This window comes from Microbulbifer sp. YPW1 (assembly GCF_013367775.1).
GTDB lineage: Bacteria > Pseudomonadota > Gammaproteobacteria > Pseudomonadales > Cellvibrionaceae > Microbulbifer.
In genome coordinates this window covers 3,551,920-3,568,957 of sequence record NZ_CP055157.1, presented here as the reverse complement: position 1 = coordinate 3,568,957, position 17,038 = coordinate 3,551,920, and the positions used below count along the sequence as shown (strand labels likewise).

The 17,038-nt window shown below is 57.2% G+C and carries 14 protein-coding genes and 3 tRNA genes; 3 read left to right on the top strand and 14 right to left on the bottom strand.

Annotation, left to right across the window (positions count from 1 at the left end):
* Positions 1–139 precede the first annotated feature (139 nt).
* The 5 genes from HUW35_RS14510 to HUW35_RS14490 all read right to left on the bottom strand — a co-directional run bounded on the left by HUW35_RS14510 (position 140) and on the right by HUW35_RS14490 (position 4,101).
* Positions 140–2,392: a DUF6351 family protein gene (locus HUW35_RS14510; protein WP_255463325.1), complete on the bottom strand. Its 2,253-nt coding sequence runs from the start codon at positions 2,390–2,392 to the stop codon at positions 140–142.
* Between the two features lie 447 nt (positions 2,393–2,839).
* A complete protein-coding gene (cysC, locus tag HUW35_RS14505) occupies positions 2,840–3,463 on the bottom strand; it encodes an adenylyl-sulfate kinase (RefSeq protein WP_078082744.1) in 624 nt (207 codons plus the stop codon).
* 181 nt (positions 3,464–3,644) lie between these two features.
* Positions 3,645–3,720, bottom strand: a tRNA-His gene (locus tag HUW35_RS14500).
* A 211-nt stretch (positions 3,721–3,931) separates the two neighbouring features.
* Positions 3,932–4,008: transfer RNA gene (locus tag HUW35_RS14495), tRNA-Arg, on the bottom strand.
* 16 nt (positions 4,009–4,024) lie between these two features.
* Positions 4,025–4,101: transfer RNA gene (locus HUW35_RS14490), tRNA-Pro, on the bottom strand.
* Between the two features lie 259 nt (positions 4,102–4,360).
* On the opposite strand from HUW35_RS14490, the gene folD reads away from it, so the two are divergent.
* The 3 genes from folD to HUW35_RS14475 are packed head-to-tail and all read left to right on the top strand — an operon-like array spanning position 4,361 to position 6,977.
* Entirely contained in the window at positions 4,361–5,206 is an 846-nt protein-coding gene (gene folD, locus HUW35_RS14485; protein WP_078083725.1) for a bifunctional methylenetetrahydrofolate dehydrogenase/methenyltetrahydrofolate cyclohydrolase FolD, read from the top strand.
* Positions 5,199–5,912 carry a 16S rRNA pseudouridine(516) synthase RsuA gene (gene rsuA, locus HUW35_RS14480; RefSeq protein WP_255463324.1) on the top strand — a complete coding sequence of 238 codons (714 nt, stop codon included), beginning with the start codon at positions 5,199–5,201 and terminating at the stop codon, positions 5,910–5,912. The genes folD and rsuA overlap by 8 nt, the downstream gene beginning before the upstream one ends.
* A 36-nt stretch (positions 5,913–5,948) precedes the next feature.
* Complete coding sequence (locus tag HUW35_RS14475; RefSeq protein WP_181252963.1) at positions 5,949–6,977, top strand: class I SAM-dependent methyltransferase; 1,029 nt, start codon at positions 5,949–5,951, stop codon at positions 6,975–6,977.
* A 49-nt stretch (positions 6,978–7,026) separates the two neighbouring features.
* Here HUW35_RS14475 and HUW35_RS14470 read toward each other — a convergent pair whose 3' ends face one another.
* The 9 genes from HUW35_RS14470 to cysS all read right to left on the bottom strand — a co-directional run bounded on the left by HUW35_RS14470 (position 7,027) and on the right by cysS (position 17,032).
* Positions 7,027–7,482 (bottom strand): hypothetical protein, encoded by a 456-nt coding sequence (locus HUW35_RS14470; RefSeq protein WP_181252962.1) that lies wholly within the window; start codon positions 7,480–7,482, stop codon positions 7,027–7,029.
* Between the two features lie 98 nt (positions 7,483–7,580).
* Entirely contained in the window at positions 7,581–8,339 is a 759-nt protein-coding gene (locus HUW35_RS14465) for a spermidine synthase (RefSeq protein WP_181252961.1), read from the bottom strand.
* Positions 8,340–8,380: 41 nt separating this feature from the next.
* Entirely contained in the window at positions 8,381–8,851 is a 471-nt protein-coding gene (locus HUW35_RS14460) for a GAF domain-containing protein (RefSeq protein ID WP_181252960.1), read from the bottom strand.
* Positions 8,852–8,942: 91 nt separating this feature from the next.
* Positions 8,943–9,383, bottom strand: coding sequence for a hypothetical protein (locus tag HUW35_RS14455; protein ID WP_181252959.1), 441 nt, complete (start codon positions 9,381–9,383; stop codon positions 8,943–8,945).
* A 154-nt stretch (positions 9,384–9,537) separates the two neighbouring features.
* The gene (locus HUW35_RS14450) at positions 9,538–13,173 is read right to left on the bottom strand and encodes an ATP-binding protein (RefSeq protein ID WP_181252958.1); all 3,636 of its coding nucleotides are present in this window, start codon (positions 13,171–13,173) and stop codon (positions 9,538–9,540) included.
* A 25-nt stretch (positions 13,174–13,198) separates the two neighbouring features.
* The gene (locus HUW35_RS14445; RefSeq protein WP_181252957.1) at positions 13,199–13,939 is read right to left on the bottom strand and encodes a DUF4194 domain-containing protein; all 741 of its coding nucleotides are present in this window, start codon (positions 13,937–13,939) and stop codon (positions 13,199–13,201) included.
* Positions 13,932–15,359, bottom strand: a complete 1,428-nt coding sequence (locus HUW35_RS14440) for a Wadjet anti-phage system protein JetA family protein (RefSeq protein ID WP_181252956.1) — start codon at positions 15,357–15,359, stop codon at positions 13,932–13,934. The genes HUW35_RS14445 and HUW35_RS14440 overlap by 8 nt, the downstream gene beginning before the upstream one ends.
* Positions 15,360–15,385: 26 nt before the next feature.
* Positions 15,386–15,574 carry a DUF3012 domain-containing protein gene (locus HUW35_RS14435; RefSeq protein ID WP_078083734.1) on the bottom strand — a complete coding sequence of 63 codons (189 nt, stop codon included), beginning with the start codon at positions 15,572–15,574 and terminating at the stop codon, positions 15,386–15,388.
* Positions 15,575–15,658: 84 nt separating this feature from the next.
* Entirely contained in the window at positions 15,659–17,032 is a 1,374-nt protein-coding gene (cysS, locus tag HUW35_RS14430; RefSeq protein WP_181252955.1) for a cysteine--tRNA ligase, read from the bottom strand.
* Positions 17,033–17,038: the final 6 nt, after the last annotated feature.

Genomic DNA, 17,038 nt, shown 5'->3' with positions numbered 1-17,038 from the left:
CCCTGAGAACGAGGCGCATCATACCCGACAGCATTTTTGTGTCAACAAAAAAAGCGCCAAAAATTTCAAAAACTTTTCGCCCGATTTTTGCCGCCAAGTTTCATGCGCTTTTGCGGCCGCTTGCCCATTTAGCAGCAGGTCACTCTTCATCCAACTCTGATTCGTCAACCGAAACAGGTGTGGGCTGAACCTCCTGCTCAACCCCATCTTGCTCCTGTGTAATTTCACCAGGCGACTGTCGATAATCAGCACCAACAGAATGCCCCGCAATCATAACCTCACCACCGTGAGGAAAAAGCGGCCCCTTCGGTCGACCGACATCCGGTGCGTTGTAATTGCAAACGCCCTGAGGAAAAATTCTCCGCAGATCGTCAATGCGCTCGACGATCCCGGAAGTGGCGCTGCCGTAGATATCTTTTGCCACGGCCCGTTCAACCGGCTGCAGGGCACACTTGAAGACGTCACCGGTGATTGGCGCACCGGACATCTGGCGCGGCGTACTGTGAATGGGGTACTGACGCATGCAGGCACCGGCTGGCTTGTGATTCCAATCACCGTCCCACACTGACGGGCCGGCGGCAAGCACGTTACCGTCCCTGTCGAAACAGCGATCCGTAGCCTCAACTGGCTTGTTACCTGCCACACCACGCTCCGGATGCTCGATAATTTTTTGCATCCAGTGATCAATGACATCCAACGCCTCATCCACCGGGTTGTATTTTTTGTGACTCATCCAGATCAGCTGATTATCTGCATGGCCACGCGCACGACGGATACGCTCCCTGCTCGAGAAAGAAGCCAGACTGTGATGCATATCCAGCTCTCCATCGAGGTAATGGCGCACATCCAGAATTGGGATCTCCACATCGCCAAGAAAAACATGACCAGAGCGATAAATACCTTCAATTGCCTCAACACTGGCTACACTTCTCGGCGCAGGATTATCCAGGCTGCCCAGGTTCATGTTGTGCTCGCTCCACACGGAGAGATCCATTGGGAAAACTTGTCCGTTCATAAACCAGAGCTTTTCACCACCCTGCTCGGTCGGATTTTTCCAGCCACCAATAGTCGCATTAAGACGGAGGAATTCGTCGACGGTAATCTTTCCCTGTTTCAACGCATTCAGGCCATATTGCACGCCCTGATTATCCCAAGCGCTATTGGCGTACCCGTCCTGACCAGCACCGTAGAACTCACGCAGGTCTTCCCAGTGGGTCCAATGGGTATTCTCCGCTACGGAATCAGAGAAACTTTTACTGAAATGGATGAAGTTGGGATTGTTGACCAGAGGAACCAGACCCCGCCACCCCTGAACGCACTCGGAAGCCCCGTCTGCGGTCGTCCGGTAACGGCCATCGAAAAGCGCCGCGGCATCTTCAAGAATTTTAAAACGGTGTTCAAATTCGGGATTGGTCGCCAGACCGATCACCGCCTCGCGCTCCTGCACATCACGCCAGCGCGGATTATCTGCGGCGACCACATCGAAGAAGTACTCCAGCGGCTCACAATCAAATACATAGATCGTCTGGCTCACCATATCCGGATAGGAATACAGCGGGAGCGCTGCATCCAATACACCCGGGGCATTCTGCGCAAGAAGATATTGCTGAATAGCACCACCGGAGCCGCCAATACCCACGGTATACATTGGTTCGGCATAAAGTGCAGAAAACTGCTTCTTCAGGCGCCGGGCGGTATCCTCAGCTAACCAGATGTTGTAGTGATTACTGGTCTGATTTGCAGTGGAGTATACGACTGCATAACCACGGGCAAGCTGATCCGCGCGGCGATCGATAATCGCACGATGTGAAATATCCCCCTGCTGACGCCCGACCCCAACACCGCCTCGAAACTGATAGATCAACCGCTTATTCCAGTTACTGGTATTTGGCGCTTCTGCAGTTTCCCCTTCGCCACGCAACGCCGCAATGGCATAGAAAAAGCGATTGATGGTTCCGGTTTCCAGTCGCACGATAAATTCCGTGGATTTTCCGTTAACCGTCACCTGATCAATATCACCGTTGGCATTTTCTAACGGGTAAAACTCACCATCCAAAGTGCTGCGATAGTAATAGGCAACGGAAGTCTTGTGACTGCAATCCCGGCTGTAGCCGATAACCTCTTCGGTTTGATTTCCCTCGACATCCAGGGAAAAGACCGGCACCCCTTCGCCGTCATGATTGTCCACCAGCGGCTGGGAGCCGGTAACTTTATTGGCGCCACACAGAAAGGGATAGGTGGACGGCCCCGCGAAAAGGGTTTCCACCGGCCCCGCTCCACCAATAGTAATCGGGAATGGATAGTATTCTGCGGGGCGACCACTTTTGCGCGGATGGTCACCGCGATATGCGGGGATGGGCGCATGATCCAGCGCCCCTTCGGGTACACCCACTACCGGCGCCTTAGGCACCCCGGGCAGGCGTGGCAGCTTCTCGTAAACATACCACCCGCCCAGTCCCAGTAGGACAAAAAATGAAGCGATTACTCCAGTTACCACCCGGCGGGTAGTAAACCGCGCAGAGCGATTCCATGCGCTCCAAGCCATATGCGCCTCCGTACGCCATGTGTTCCATGTGCCAGCGAGTTTTTAAATTGAGGCTGGCACAGCAACAGTATATGTGGCGCCGGGAAAAGCGTCGGGGAGTTGGCGGATGAGTAAACTCGAAGAAAATTCAGCAAAAGCAAGCCGCTGATGACGCACGCTGAACGAGGAGAAAGCAAGGGAAATAAGGGAGGGAAATCCGGAGCAAAAAGGGATTTTTTTGCTCCGGTTACGGCGAATCACAGCACATTAAGCCCCGACAACCCATGCCGGCGGCGTTTGCGCTGAGGTGGCGCATCAAACGATGATGCCGCGCTCCTGCAGAGACTGGATAACAGCGTCAACTTCCTGCTCCAGGGTCATCTGGTCAGTGCGCAGGTGCAGCTCTGCGTTAACGGGCGCTTCGTAGGGATCGTCGATTCCGGTAAAACCGCGGATTTCGCCTGCGCGTGCCTTTTTATACAGGCCTTTAGGGTCGCGCTCTTCCGCCGCTTCCAGGGAACAGTCGACAAACACTTCCATGAACGGCAGGTCACCTTCTTCGTGTACCTTGCGCACCAGAGCGCGGTCTTCCGCGTAGGGGCTGATAAAGCTGCTCAGCACCACAACACCGGTATCCGCGAACAGCTTGGAAATCTCTCCCACGCGACGGATATTTTCCTGGCGATCTTCTGCAGAGAAGCCCAGGTTGGAGTTGATACCAAGACGGATATTGTCGCCATCCAGACGGTAGCTGAGCACACCGCGCGCGGTCAGCGCTTTTTCAACAGCAACGGCAACTGTACTCTTGCCGGAACCGGACAGCCCGGTGAACCAAAGAGTCACGCCTTTATGACCCAACATGGCAGCACGATCACCGCGAGTTACATCGCCATCGTGCCAGTGAACATTGGTTGCCTTGCGCTCCACTACTTCCGTCACATTTATCCCCTAAGTACTTTAATGACAAAACTCGACCCAAACGTCGGCCGAAATTACAAAAACTGGCGCGCATTATCCTAGATCGCCCCAGTGCAGGTAAAGGCAACCGATAGAACAATAAAGTCCCAAAACCAAAAAACCCGGCATAAAGCCGGGTTTTACGGGACCAAAAGGTCATATATGGGGTGGCCGACGGGGATCGAACCCGCGACCTCAGGAGCCACAATCCTGTGCTCTACCAACTGAGCTACGGCCACCATAGTAGCGATTTACGTTGTGCCTTGTGGCAACACAACAATTCCCTCCCTGGCACAAAGCCCGGCAGGATCGAAACACTTGCCTGCAAAGCGAAGCTTTGCGAGTGTTTCGACGCCCATCAGCTATGCTGATGGGCCGGAATAGTCCTGCGACTTTAAGCTCTCTCCGGACTGTCACAAGTCCACCGAGCTCTCAGCCACCATAAGAATATGGCACGCCCGGCAGGACTCGAACCTGCGACCATCCGCTTAGAAGGCGGATGCTCTATCCAGCTGAGCTACGGGCGCAAGAAAACCCGGCATCTGGTCGGGGCAGAGGGATTCGAACCCCCGACATCCTGCTCCCAAAGCAGGCGCGCTACCAGACTGCGCTATGCCCCGATGTCCCTTCGCGGGGGTAGCCCCCGTTCGAGAGCGCGCATATTACTGCCGCCCCACGGGGGTGTCAACGCCGCTAAGCCATTCTTTTTTAAAGTAGTTTAGCCTTTCACCAACTTTTGAACTCTGAGAGTGACTGAATAGGGAAAATGTTCGCCGGTTGTGCGAAAATGCCGCCCCTAAATTAAGCTTCTAACTCCAACTCCCACGAGCCCCGGCGAACTCTGGCTGCGGTGCTCCCTGTTCAGGTTGAGAAATCACTATGTCTGCACTGGTTCTGGACGGCAAAGCCCTTGCCCAGAAAACCGAAGAAGAACTGTCTGCCCGTGTTGCCTCACTAAAAGAAAAGACCGGCGGCCAGACCCCTATCCTCGCCACCATTCTGGTCGGGGACGATCCCGCCTCCGCGACCTATGTAAAGATGAAGGGCAATGCCTGTCGTCGTATTGGCATGGACTCCCTGCAGGTCGAGCTGCCCTCCTCTACCACTACCGAGGAACTGCTGGCCAAGATCGAAGAGCTCAACGCCAACCCCAACGTACATGGCATCCTGTTGCAGCACCCGGTACCCGAGCAGATCGATGAGCGCGCCTGCTTCGACGCTATCGCCCTGGAGAAGGACGTGGACGGTGTTACCTGTCTCGGTTTTGGCCGCATGGCCATGGGCGAGGAAGCTTACGGCTGCGCCACGCCCAAAGGCATCATGCGCCTGCTGGAAGCCTACAATATAGAGCTCGCCGGCAAACACGCCGTAGTGGTGGGCCGCAGCCCGATTCTCGGCAAACCCATGGCCGCGATGCTGCTGAATGCCAACGCGACCGTGACCATCTGCCACTCTCGCACCAAAGAACTGGATGAACACATCCGTCGCGCGGACATCGTGGTGGGCGCCGTCGGCCGTCCGGAATTTATCAAGGCAGAGTGGATCAAGGATGGCGCGGTTGTGGTAGATGCCGGTTATCACCCCGGTGGTGTCGGCGATATCGAACTGGAACCGCTTAAAGAGCGCGCTGCTGCTTATACCCCGGTACCAGGCGGCGTTGGCCCCATGACCATCAACACCCTGATCTATCAGTCCGTTGATTCCGGTGAGAAGAAGATTGGCTGACAGTAAACCCATACGCCTGGACAAGGCCATCAGCCAGGTCACCGACCTGTCCCGGGCAGAGGTAAAGCGGGCGGCCAGGCAGGAGCGAATCACCGTTAATGGTGTCGCGGTAACCGACCCATCCAGCAAGATCTTCGAGTCCGATGAACTTTGCCTGGATGGGGAGCTGCTGAACGAAGCCGGCCCCCGCTACTTTATGCTCAACAAGCCACTCGGCTACGTCTGCGCGACCAAAGATGGAGAGCACCCTACGGTGCTCGACCTGCTGGACGAACCGAACAAGCACAAGCTGCATGTCGCCGGCCGCCTGGACATCGACACCACCGGCCTGGTCCTGATCACCGATGATGGACAGTGGTCTCACCGGATCACCTCACCGCGTCACCACTGTGCAAAAACCTACTACGCCCACCTGGCAGATCCCATTGAGGACAACGCCATCGACAAGTTCGAAAAAGGTGTTTGGCTCAACAACGAGAAGACCCGCACAAAGCCCGCGAAGCTGGAAATCCTCTATCGCAACGAAGTGCGCATCACAATCAGCGAAGGCCGCTACCACCAGGTAAAGCGCATGTTCGCCGCACTGGGCAATCGGGTTCTGGAGCTGCATCGCGAACGTATCGGGCAGATACAGTTGGACGAAGAGCTGACAGAAGGCGACTATCGCCCACTGACCCCTGAAGAAATTGCCAACGTCAGCTCATAAGTCTGTCCGCAAAAAGTACTGAGCCACCAACGCCCTATGCAGACCACCCTGCTTTCCCAATTCCTCCGCGACGGCGATCCAGACACCCTCTGGATTGCCGACGAAAACAGTAAACCGTTGCTGGACACGGCCCTGCAATTTTCCGGTGTGCTACTCAGTAACCGCTGGGATATTGCACAGGCCGCAGAAGCCCGGGGAATCAGGACCGAGTTCTGCGATTTCGAACTGGCTGCGAGCAAACGCCAGTACTCCCGCATCGTTTATCCGGTTTCCAAAGAAAAGGCGGCAGTCCACCACATCATCAATTGCGCTCCCGGGATATTGCGGGAAGGTGGCGAGCTCCTTTTGCTGGGAGGAAAAACCAGCGGTATCAAAACCTATGCCCAGAAAACCGCCCAACGGTTCGGCTGTGCCAAGCAACTGCAAAAGCATGGCAGCGATTACCTGAGCAGAAGCCAGGCCCGCGATACCGCCGCCGGCCCTGAGCTGGATGACTCTGAATACCCTCAACTCCGTCAGCTGGACGTATTGGGCGGCCTCTATTCCAAACCGGGACTGTTTGGCTGGAACAAAATCGATACCGGCAGCGCACTACTCGCCAGCCATTTTGACGAACACCTGCCCGCGGGAGGGATTCGGGTTGTTGACCTCGGCTGTGGCTACGGCTACCTCAGCACCCAGCTCGCGCGAGCCGCCGGACAGGATTGCCGGCCGTTTATAGAGGCAACCGACAACAATGCTGCCGCACTGCTCGCCTGCGAAAAAAACTTTCAGGCACGGGAAATAGCCGGACGGGTCGTGGCCGGTGACGCGGGATCAGAGCTGGAAAGCAAGAGCGCGGACTTACTGGTGTGTAACCCGCCCTTTCACCAGGGATTTCAGGTTGAAGGTGACCTTACCGACCGCTTCCTCGGGCAGGCCGCGCGCATTCTGAAAAAAGGCGGCACCGCGCTGTTTGTGGTGAATGAATTTATCCCACTGGAAAAAAAATCACAGGCCTTGTTTCAGCAGGTAGTCCGGCTGAATAAAGAAAAGGGGTTCTGCGTTTATCGTCTGACCAGGTGACCCACACCATCCGCAGGCGCTAATGCACCGCTTGAGCCACCGCTACCGATCAATAATCCCTCAGATTGAAGAGATTCATTGACAGCGTGTGCTCTTCCAGCTGCTCCAGCTCAAGCAATCGCTCCAGAGCATGCTTGGCAGATGGTGTATCCGCCACCAGCAGTAAGTCCCGGTATTGGTCCGCCAGGTACACCTCTATATCCATCGCCACCTTGCCTATGGCGTCCGGATCGGTGATATCGGTATGACGCAAACGCTGCAACAGTTCAGGCTCGCGGCCTTCCGGCGCGAACTGCACCCAGGTGTGCAGAGCACCCTCACTGATATCATTGCGGAAGTTCTCCAATGTATGTGTCATGGATAACTCCCGCCGCTTGAGCTGATCCAGCAATAGCCGGGCACGCTCATTGATCGACAACAGCTCAAACTCCTCATACTGCCGACTCAACTTCAGGTGGAACTCCCTCCCCTCCTGTATCACATCTTCCAAGGTCTTGTACCGCATCTATAGGTCCCGGGAAAATAACCGCCTCAACCCAGTATAGACACAGGGATCATTAGTGCGCCAATCGCGATTTAGGGTTTAAGTAACGCCAGCGGAGGTTAACGCAACCGGGACAGGCGGACATTGAGCCTGCGGGCAGGGTTCGCGGGATTGATCGCAGCGGGCGCGCGCTCGTTCAACGAGGTTCGCTGCAAGGGCGCTCTACTGAAAATACCGATACTGTTTTCGTAGTCAGGCAACTCTGCACTCCACGCGCCTTGCAGATTCGACTTGATGCCAGGGGCGCGCCAGCCACTGGCACGCAGCTCTGCCCGACTGCCGAAATTGCTGACCACCAATCCATTTGGGGACAATAGCGTTAACAGGCTCTGACACCAGGGGTGGTCCGCCTCGATGGCGCGCTCCGCGACTCCGTCACAGTGGCCAAACAGGTCGTCGACGATCAGGTCAAATGACGCAGTTTCTTTGCCCGCCAACATGTCTTTGCAGCTGTCGGCGACAAACTTGCGCGCATCCGCACACACGAGCTCCACCCCGCGCACGCCGAAAAAACGACGGGCAACAGAAAGGTGATGGCGATCGATGTCCACACCAACGATTTTGTCTGGCCCGACAAACCGCTGTAACAGGCGGATCAGCGCACCGCCGCCAACCCCCAGAACCAGCACACGCTGTATCTGGAACTCGGGCATGAAGAACGCAGGCAGGAGCAACAATTCCCACAGCGAGCCTTTCAGGGGATCATTTGGATTCCACTGGGAATGGAACACACCGTTGCTGTACAACCGGACTGTCGAGCCGTGGTTGCGCACCTCGTATCGGTTTCCCGCGACCTGCTTCTGCCAGACTAGCGCCATCCCTATCCCCGCCAATTGCCGAATTCAGTGAGATGGAGACTTTACTTGCCCGGCAAATCTGAGTGCTTAAGCAGGGTTTTCGCGAATGCTTCCACACCGGCCAAATCCTGCTCGGTAAAGCGGGCAACGAGCGGACTATCGATATCCAATACGCCGATACACTGGTCGCCGCTGTACAGGGGCACCACAACTTCCGACGCGGACACCGCATCGCAGGCGATATGCCCCGGGAACTGATGTACATCCTCCACCAGCTGGGACTGACCAGTCTTAACTGCGGTGCCGCATACTCCGGCGCCTACAGCGATCCGGGTACAGGCCGGTTTGCCCTGAAACGGGCCGAGCCGCAACTCATCACCGTGCAGGAAATAAAATCCGGCCCAGTTGATATCCTCCAGCTCCAGAAACAGAAGCGCGCTGGCATTTGCCGTGTTGGCGAGCCAATCGCGCTCATCGGTCAGCAGACCGGCAAGCTGGCTACACAGGGATTCGTAAAAAGCCGTTACATTCATGATTGGCTCTGCCTTTTAACAAACTAAAAATCAAAAGCCCGCTGAGAGCGGGCTTTAGTGCAAATTGACCGTCGGTTCGTGGGCCGCAGATTTACTGGTACGGATCTGCAACCGGAGCCTCTTGTGCGGCTTGCGCCTCATAGGCTTCCGCATCCACAGAGGGTTTGGCCCACTCCCCGTCCTCGGCCTGCTCACCACGGGCGCGAATGGCCGGTGCTGCAGAGGTCACATCCCCGGCCACCAGGCCCCGCCGCTGCGGGTTTTGCGCCGGCTTGGGGGCCGGCGCTGCGGGCTCATTATGCAACACCCGGCTGGCGATACTGTTGAGGTTGGGGCGTCGACGCTCGGCAATTTTTACCGCTTCGAGCTCAGCATTCAGCCGATTGATCTCAGCCTGCATATCCCCCAATTTCGCCTGAAGGTCGGTAATCTGGGACAAAACCCCTTTTACCTTACGACTTTCCTGCTCATACAGCACCGCAGCGCCACCAAAGGCCACCACAAAGACCAACAAAATCGAAAACTGACGCATCCAAGCCTCCCCTGCTCACGCGCAAAATACTGAAATTACCCGGCGATACTACCGGATACCGGAATATCTTCCGCGAACTGGCGCGTAAAACGCAAGCTCAATAAGTGACCATACGGGTCCTTCCGGAAGGAAAATAGCACCGACTGCCGAAATATTAAGCTGTGGACTCTTCCAGCATATCCAGAAACTCCAGACTCGCCTGCTGCCGTATCGTGCGACGATGATTTGCCCAGAGCTTGGCGATCTTCTCCTGATTACAAACCTTGCGGTCTACATAGACGCGGGTATTCAGTTCGCCGACCGGCTTGGGACTGGGGCATTTACTGAACACAAACTGATTGGAGATCAGGTCCATAAACGGCCCGGACTTGCTGCTCGGCATAATGAACAGCAGCTGCAGCCCCAGGGTTTCGGTCAGGTAGCGGATCACTTCGCGAGAGCGGGATTCATCCATCTTCGAGAAGGCTTCATCCACCAGCACCATCTTCAGGTGACTATTGCCATCGTTGAAGCGGAACGCAGAGGTTACCGCCGCCGAGCGGATGATATAGGCCGGTGTTTCCAGCTGGCCGCCAGAACCGGTACCGTACTGGCTGAGGGCGATCGGCTCCTTGCCCTGGGGTTCCTTGTAAATTTCATAGTTGCGGTAATTGCGGTAGTCGCTGATACGGTCAAGCTCGCGACGCGCCAGCTGCTCGTCGTCACTCAGCAGCATGTCCAGCAATTTGTCACGCACCTGCTGGTGCTTGGGGTCCAGATCTGCATCGAACAGACTCTGCTCTTCACCGAGGTTCGGCAATTCGATGACCGCCTTGAAGAAGTTCCAGTACTCCTTGAACTCCGGCACCCAGCGATAATCGAAACGGAAACGTTCGCGATCAGCACCAAAGCGATGGTGCTCCAGCTCCCGGTTCAGGTCGTCCAGAACCCGCTTACCATCATTGATCGACTGGTAGATCGCGTGACACAGGTGGGTCACGAAGGTGGTATTGAAAGACTTTTTAAGGCCCTGCAGCTGCTCGTGGCGATCCACCAGCAGATTGTTTTTCAGCCGGTTGCGCAGTGCGGTGACCTGCTCCACCAGCTGGCAAACCAGCTTGAACTGCGCCTCACTGTGACCGCCGGCGAAGTCCGGATCAAATGACAGGGTATCGCCAGTACTGCAATTGCTGTTGTAGTCCATCACCGCCTTCAGCAGCTGGTGGCTGTATTTCTGTAACAGTCCACGCCACTCGGCGACATCCTGGGAAAAATCGAACCCATCATCGGCCTGCGCGGCCTGGTCATCGGCGCGCAGCAGTACCGACTCCACATCGAAGTCCGGTGTAATCTGCCCGATACGCTGCACTGCCGCTTCACAGTCCGTGAGTGCGTCGTCCAGCTGGTCGAGTTGCGCGGAAAGCGCATTCAACTGCTTGCCAATATTATCGAGATTGGTCTCCAGCTTGCCCGCCAGCTTCTGCAAGCCCGCGCCCTGCTGACGCTCTGTTTCGAGCTTGTCGTGTAGCTCGTTGGCCTGCTGCTCCAGCTCCAGACCGTCATCGAGATCAAGATTCGACAGCGCCTGCTCGGCAGTGTGTCCCTGACGCTGTGCATCCAGCGCGGCATCCACGGCGTCGAGCAGTCTCAAGGGCGACAGACTGCGCACCGCCTGGGCGAGATTGCGCAGCTGCTGCTGTTGCTCGTGCATCTGCCCGGCTTCTTTCAGCAGTTGCTGTAGCGCGCGTTCCTGAGCCGCCAATGCGCGGGCGCGGGCGCCCTGGCCAAACACAAGCTCACTGTCGTCAATGTCGCAACGCCACATACTGTAGTTGCCGCTGGCCAGCCCTTCCGGAGTAAGCCCCCGGCGGGTACCGCGCAGCTCCTGCGCATCGCGCACCTGCAGCACCGTGCCGTAAGAAGCCCGCAGGTAATATTCCGCGGTTTTATGGCTGAAGCTCATCAAATCGATGATGGATTTCTGCGGTGATTCCATACGCTCTGCATCGCGCCGGGCCTTGTCCCCCTGGATCACCCGTGCGCGATTGCTGCGACCGGGCATGGCACGCACGATGGCGATGGCTTCCGCCTCATGATCGGGATCCACAAGGATCGAAAAACGCGCGCCACCAAGATAGCCCTCAACGGCCATCTGCCAGCGCTCATCCAGCACTTCGACAAAGTCACACAGTACCTGTGGCTCAGCCTGAGGGCACTGCTCGCGAATAGCCGCCAGCGCCTGATCCACATATTGCGGGTAGCGCACCCGGTTTGACTGCAGATGGTGGATGCGGGATTCCTGGGCGTGCAGCTGCTTCTGCAGTTGCTGCACTTTGAGCTCACCGCGGGACACCAGGTCGTTCACCTGGTCGCGCAGCGTGACCGCGCCCGGCTCGGATTCGGTCATCTGCCGCACCAGACGGTTTTGCGCGGCCTCCGCAGTCGCCACCTGCTCTCGCAGGGATTCCTGGGCGCTGAGATCGATCCAGTCCTTGCCCAGAAGCCCATCCAGCTGCGGCAATGCCTCTCCGCGCCCCACTGCCTTGAGCGACTTCAACAAACCGCCATCACTGAAGGCGGGTATTTCCAGGGAGACCGAGGTGGTGCTCAGCAAAGTGAGCAACTCGCCGGTAGCCGCCTGGTTGGATGCGAAGAGTTGCTGCTGGGCTGCCAGTGGCGCGGCTAGCGAAGACAGTGTGCGATTGGCCTCAGTGATTTTACGATCCAGCTCATCTTTACTGCGCAGGGCCGCAACGCCCTGCCGCTGGGCCTGAATCGCCACCAGCTGCTCACTCAGATGACGGGTACGACTCTCAGACTGCAGGATCTCCTGGGCTGTACGTTCCAGTTCTGCCTGGGTCTCTTTCTGGCGATTTTTGCCTTCCAGGTAGGTTTTCTGCACGCGCAGCTGCTGGTGCTTGGCCTGCAGGTATTCCTGAACCTGCAGCTGCAACCACTGCTCGGAGTACTGGTTCGCCGACCCGGAAATACGCTGCAGGGCATCGACCCGCTCAACGATCTCCCGCGCCTCCAGTTCCATCCCGTGGATGGTTTTCATCAACTCGGAGACCGAGCGGATAGCATCACCCAGATCGCGTTTCTCCAGCACTTCTTGGGCAACGAAGTCGTTAATGCTTTTTACCGGCTTGTACGCCATAAAGTTGGCGAAGGTGCGCGCAGCGTGAGTTGCTTCACGGTCTGGTACCGCGTCTCTGCGGCCGCGCAACGCGCCGTAGAGACGGCGCAGATAGGCTTTCTTTTTATCGTACTGCTCGACGTGGGCAAACTGCTTGCTCACCACACTGTAAAACTTGTCCAGTGCCAGCAGGTGTTTGCCGTCTTTGTACTCCTTGATGAAGTCACACATGGCCAGCTGTTCGCCGGGAATGACGAAAAACTTCAGGGAATCCTGGCGCGCCTGGGCCGGCTTGGTACTGGAATCCAGATGGGCGCGGATGCCCATAATGGCGGTAAACGGCTCACCGTCTTCCCCCTCGGTGGGATAGAAGTTGCCCACGATATAACAATCGGTGGGCTTCAGGCGGGCATAACTGCCGTCGTCGCAGCCGAGCACATAGGAGGCAAGCGTGCGCACCTGTTTTCCACCGCGGCCGCGCTGGGTGGTTTCATCCTGCCCCGGGTTAAAGGTGAACAGGGTGTCGTGCGCCGCTGTCATCAGGGTCTGAATCGCATCCGCCGCCGTCGTCTTACCGGAGCCATTGCCGCCGGAAAACAGGTTGATCGGCCCGAATTCATATTCCAGCTGGGGAATATTGCCCCAGTTGATCAGAATGAGTTTTTTCAGAAACATACGTTTCGAATGCTCGGTATGAAATTTATTCTTGAGGTTCGGCGAACAGACTATGCTCTTCGCTGGTCGGGGTAATCCGCTCGATTTCCGTTTCGGTACTGGCAGGCTCCGCGGCCTGCGTTGTGGCCGCAATGTCAGCCTCCGGTGCATCCAGCAACTGCTGTAATGCGGATTCGCTGACAAACTGGGCGATGGTCGGACGCACCCGCATCAGCGTATCCGCGGCCGCATCACTGTCATCGCCGTTGAACTGGATTAAACGCAGCTGACGGAGTTTTTTCAGCAGCTGCTTGCGCTCTGCCAGCTTATCCGGCAGAGACATCTTCAGCAGATTGCGCAGCCCCAATTCCAGCGCTTCCAGGGTGAGTGCCACACAGCCATGGTCGTCCACCTGGCCTTCGCGAAGGGATTTATCGTACTCAACGCGCAGTACCAGGATCGCCGCCACCTCCTGCTGAGACAGACGCGCACGAAAGCCGCCGTGATGCGGTTCTTCCTGGTCCGGCATGCCCGGCACTTCCGAACCGGGCGGATAAACCCGGATAAACTGAAAACGGCTGTCGTGCTGCAGGCGCAGGCCGAGAGGCGAGATCCACTCGCGGATTACCTGTTCACAACGCTGGAAACGATCGTACAGCACCGTTTCGATATTGCTTTCATCACGGCAGATAACGCCGTAGTCGAGCAAACGCACCAGCAACTCGGAAAACTCGCTGCGGGTCAGCCGGCACTGCGCCAGCGCTTCGTCCAGGGCCTGTTCAATCACGGTTCTTGATCTCGAGGGTGTATTCGTCGAATTGCTGGAAGTAATCGTTACTGGCGACTTCGCCGGTAAACGTCACCTCCACGAAGGGGCCACTACCGTCTTGGGAGACTGCGGCGGCTTCCAGGGCATGGCTCATGGCCAGAAGATCCCGCGCGCCCGTCAATGGCAGGTCCCGGCTGTTGACCCGCTGTCCGCTGCCGAGCGCGCTGGAGAGATAGCTGCGCAGGTCGCTGCTATTGAAATTGAATGCCTGATCCAGCAGCTGCTGCAAAAGGATGTCGCGCTGACTGTCGTCGGTCATGGGCGCATCGTCTTCCACCAGCGTGTTCACCGGCTGTCGGCGGCTCCGCTGCCACAACTGGGTCTGCTTCGGGTCGTACAGGCGCAACTGGAATGCGGCCAGCTCATCACCGAGCTGCGACAGCAACACATCGCGGTTCCCCGCCTTGCCCAGATCCTGACATAGATCGGTAAACGCGCCTTCCGTGTTGCTCTGCAGGTAGCTGAGCTGGCGAATGATAATTTCTGCGCGCTTGGTAAACCCTTGCAGGGCCTGGCGCAATGCCGGCAATTTGACTTCGCAAGCGCGGCGCATGCGGTCTTCGATGGTATCCAGCATCAACCAGAGCACGGATTGCCCGTCGGCATGCAGCTCCGGCAATTGCTGGCGCAAGCGGCGCTCCCACTCGGCTTTTTTCTCGTTGTCCTTGCGGCGGATCTGGCCGATTACGCGGCCGATGCTGTCGCGATGCTTTTCCACGCTGTCCGCGGAAAGTCGAATTGCGATATCCGGCTGGAAGCGGCTCTCCATAAAGGAGAAAAACTCGTCGGTGGCCTGTTGCACCAGGATCTGGGCCTCGACCTCACGCACCAGCTCCCGCTTGCGCTCTTCAAGCTCCGCGATCATGTCGGTGAAGTCGGCGACGATACGCTCGGAGTATTCCCAGGCATCGATCAGATCGTAGACCTCACCCCGGCTGGCAAACGCCTCCAGGGAGTTGAGCGTATTGCGGGTATTGCGATGGCGGGTGCGCACGCGGGTACTGTTCAGCTCCACCATGGGCTGGGTAAACAGGCGACCGCGCCGGCTGAACGGATAGGAAACCGTGAGAGTGGCGCTGTCCACCAGTTTTTCCAGCCAGCCGAACTCGACCAGACTGTTCAGCACCCACACTGACTGCTCGCGCAGATTCCGAAACCGACCTTCAGGCTCAGAACTGCCGTCGCTGTCCAGTTGCGGGGCACGGGTAAGCGCTTCGGAGAAGGTTTCCAGAATCTGCTCGCGCGTCAGCGACTCTCCGTAATCCGCCTTGGCGGTGTACAGGCGCTCGTATAACAGGCGCAGGCATTCGACCACCTGCTCGCGGTACTTACCCGTGAGCGGACGAAAAAAATGCTGGTGAGAATCTGCAAAGAACAACGCGCAGGTTTCCGTGAAGTCAGGGATTACTGGTCTTCTGGCTTCTGGTTCAGCACGCAGAATTTGGTGTAGTCGCCGGCATCGTTGAAGCTCCACTCACCCTTGGGAGTTTCATCCATTTTTTTACACCAGGCTTCGGAGCCGCGCTTGGGCTCGCAGGCGGTAAGCAGGAAAGCTGCGGAGAAGATGGCTGCGATGGTCAGAGTATTTTTCATGGTCATTTTCTCGTTTTCTTGTTCTGTTTTTGCAGGAGCCTGTCTGGCAGGCTCCTGCAGGGTAATACTGAGCAATCTCGGGGATCACTCCCTACGCCACTTGGTACCTTCGCGGCTGTCTTCCAGTACGACGCCCTTGGCCTTGAGTTCCTCACGAATTTCATCAGCACGGGCAAAATTCTTGTCCTTTTTGCTCTGCTGACGTTCAGCGATCAGGGCCTCGATGTCGGCCTCGCTGATCTCGTCACCACCGCGCGACTGCTTGAACCAGGCCTCAGCATCCAGCTGCAAAATGCCCAGCAGTTTGCCGGCCGCCAGCAGCTTGCCTTTGAGTGCGGGTTTATCCGCGTCTTCTGCCTTGTTCAGCTCCCGGGCCAGCTGGTGCAGCTCGCTGATCGCGATCGGCGTGTTCAGGTCGTCGTACAGTGCGGCCATAAACGCGGAATCGCTCAGGTCCGCCGGATCGGCCTCAACATTCTGGGTCTCACGCAGTGCGCCGTAGAGACCATCCAGGGTACGCCACGCCTGGTCCAGCAGGTCGGCACTGAAGTTCAGCTCGGAGCGGTAGTGCGCGGACAACAGCGCAAAGCGCAGTACTTCACCGGGATATTGCTGCAGCAGATCATTGACCATGCGGAAGTTGCCCAGGGACTTGGACATCTTCTCGCCATCAATATTCACGTAGCCGTTGTGCATCCAGTAGCGCACAAAGTCGACGCCGTTGGCGCAGCAGCTCTGGGCACGTTCGTTTTCGTGGTGCGGGAATGTAAGGTCGCGACCGCCGCCGTGGATGTCGATGGTGTCCCCGAGATGCTTCTTGATCATCGCGGAGCACTCGAGGTGCCAGCCCGGGCGACCGCGCCCCCAGGGGCTGTCCCAACCGGGCTCATCGTCGGCAGAAGGCTTCCACAGGACAAAGTCACCCGCGTATTTTTTGTACGGCGCCACTTCGACGCGGGCACCGGCCAGCATATCGTCCAGAGAGCGCTTGGAGAGCTTGCCGTAATCGTCCATGGACTGGACTGCAAACAATACATGTCCTTCCGCAGCGTAGGCGTGCCCCTTCTCTACCAGGCTTTCGATCATCGCGATCATTTCCGGCAGATGCTCGGTGGCGTATGGGGTGACGTCCGGCTGCAGGGTATTCAGGGCCTGCATATCTTCGAAGTAAGCCTGGGCGTAACGCGCGCTTAACTCGCCGATCTCTTCGCCATTTTCCCGTGCGGTGTTCATGATCTTGTCGTCGATATCGGTGATGTTGCGTGCGTACACAACATCGTCGTACTGGGTTTTGAGAACCCGGTACAAGGTATCGAACACCACTGCCGGGCGCGCATTGCCGATATGCACCCGGTTGTAGACCGTGGGACCACAAACGTACATGCGTACGCGGTTTTCCTGCAGCGGTATGAAAGGTTCTTTCTTTCCGGAGAACGTATTGTGGAGTTGTAAAGACATTACTAC

What these genes read in the sequence shown, in the direction of transcription:
- HUW35_RS14460 (WP_181252960.1), bottom strand. Translation starts at nt 8,851, where the DNA reads ATGAATGTAACGGCTTTTTACGAATCCCTGTGTAGCCAGCTTGCCGGT.
- HUW35_RS14435 (WP_078083734.1), bottom strand. Translation starts at nt 15,574, where the DNA reads ATGAAAAATACTCTGACCATCGCAGCCATCTTCTCCGCAGCTTTCCTG.
- folD (WP_078083725.1), top strand. Translation starts at nt 4,361, where the DNA reads ATGTCTGCACTGGTTCTGGACGGCAAAGCCCTTGCCCAGAAAACCGAA.
- HUW35_RS14455 (WP_181252959.1), bottom strand. Translation starts at nt 9,383, where the DNA reads ATGCGTCAGTTTTCGATTTTGTTGGTCTTTGTGGTGGCCTTTGGTGGC.
- HUW35_RS14470 (WP_181252962.1), bottom strand. Translation starts at nt 7,482, where the DNA reads ATGCGGTACAAGACCTTGGAAGATGTGATACAGGAGGGGAGGGAGTTC.
- cysS (WP_181252955.1), bottom strand. Translation starts at nt 17,032, where the DNA reads ATGTCTTTACAACTCCACAATACGTTCTCCGGAAAGAAAGAACCTTTC.
- HUW35_RS14475 (WP_181252963.1), top strand. Translation starts at nt 5,949, where the DNA reads ATGCAGACCACCCTGCTTTCCCAATTCCTCCGCGACGGCGATCCAGAC.
- HUW35_RS14465 (WP_181252961.1), bottom strand. Translation starts at nt 8,339, where the DNA reads ATGGCGCTAGTCTGGCAGAAGCAGGTCGCGGGAAACCGATACGAGGTG.
- HUW35_RS14450 (WP_181252958.1), bottom strand. Translation starts at nt 13,173, where the DNA reads ATGTTTCTGAAAAAACTCATTCTGATCAACTGGGGCAATATTCCCCAG.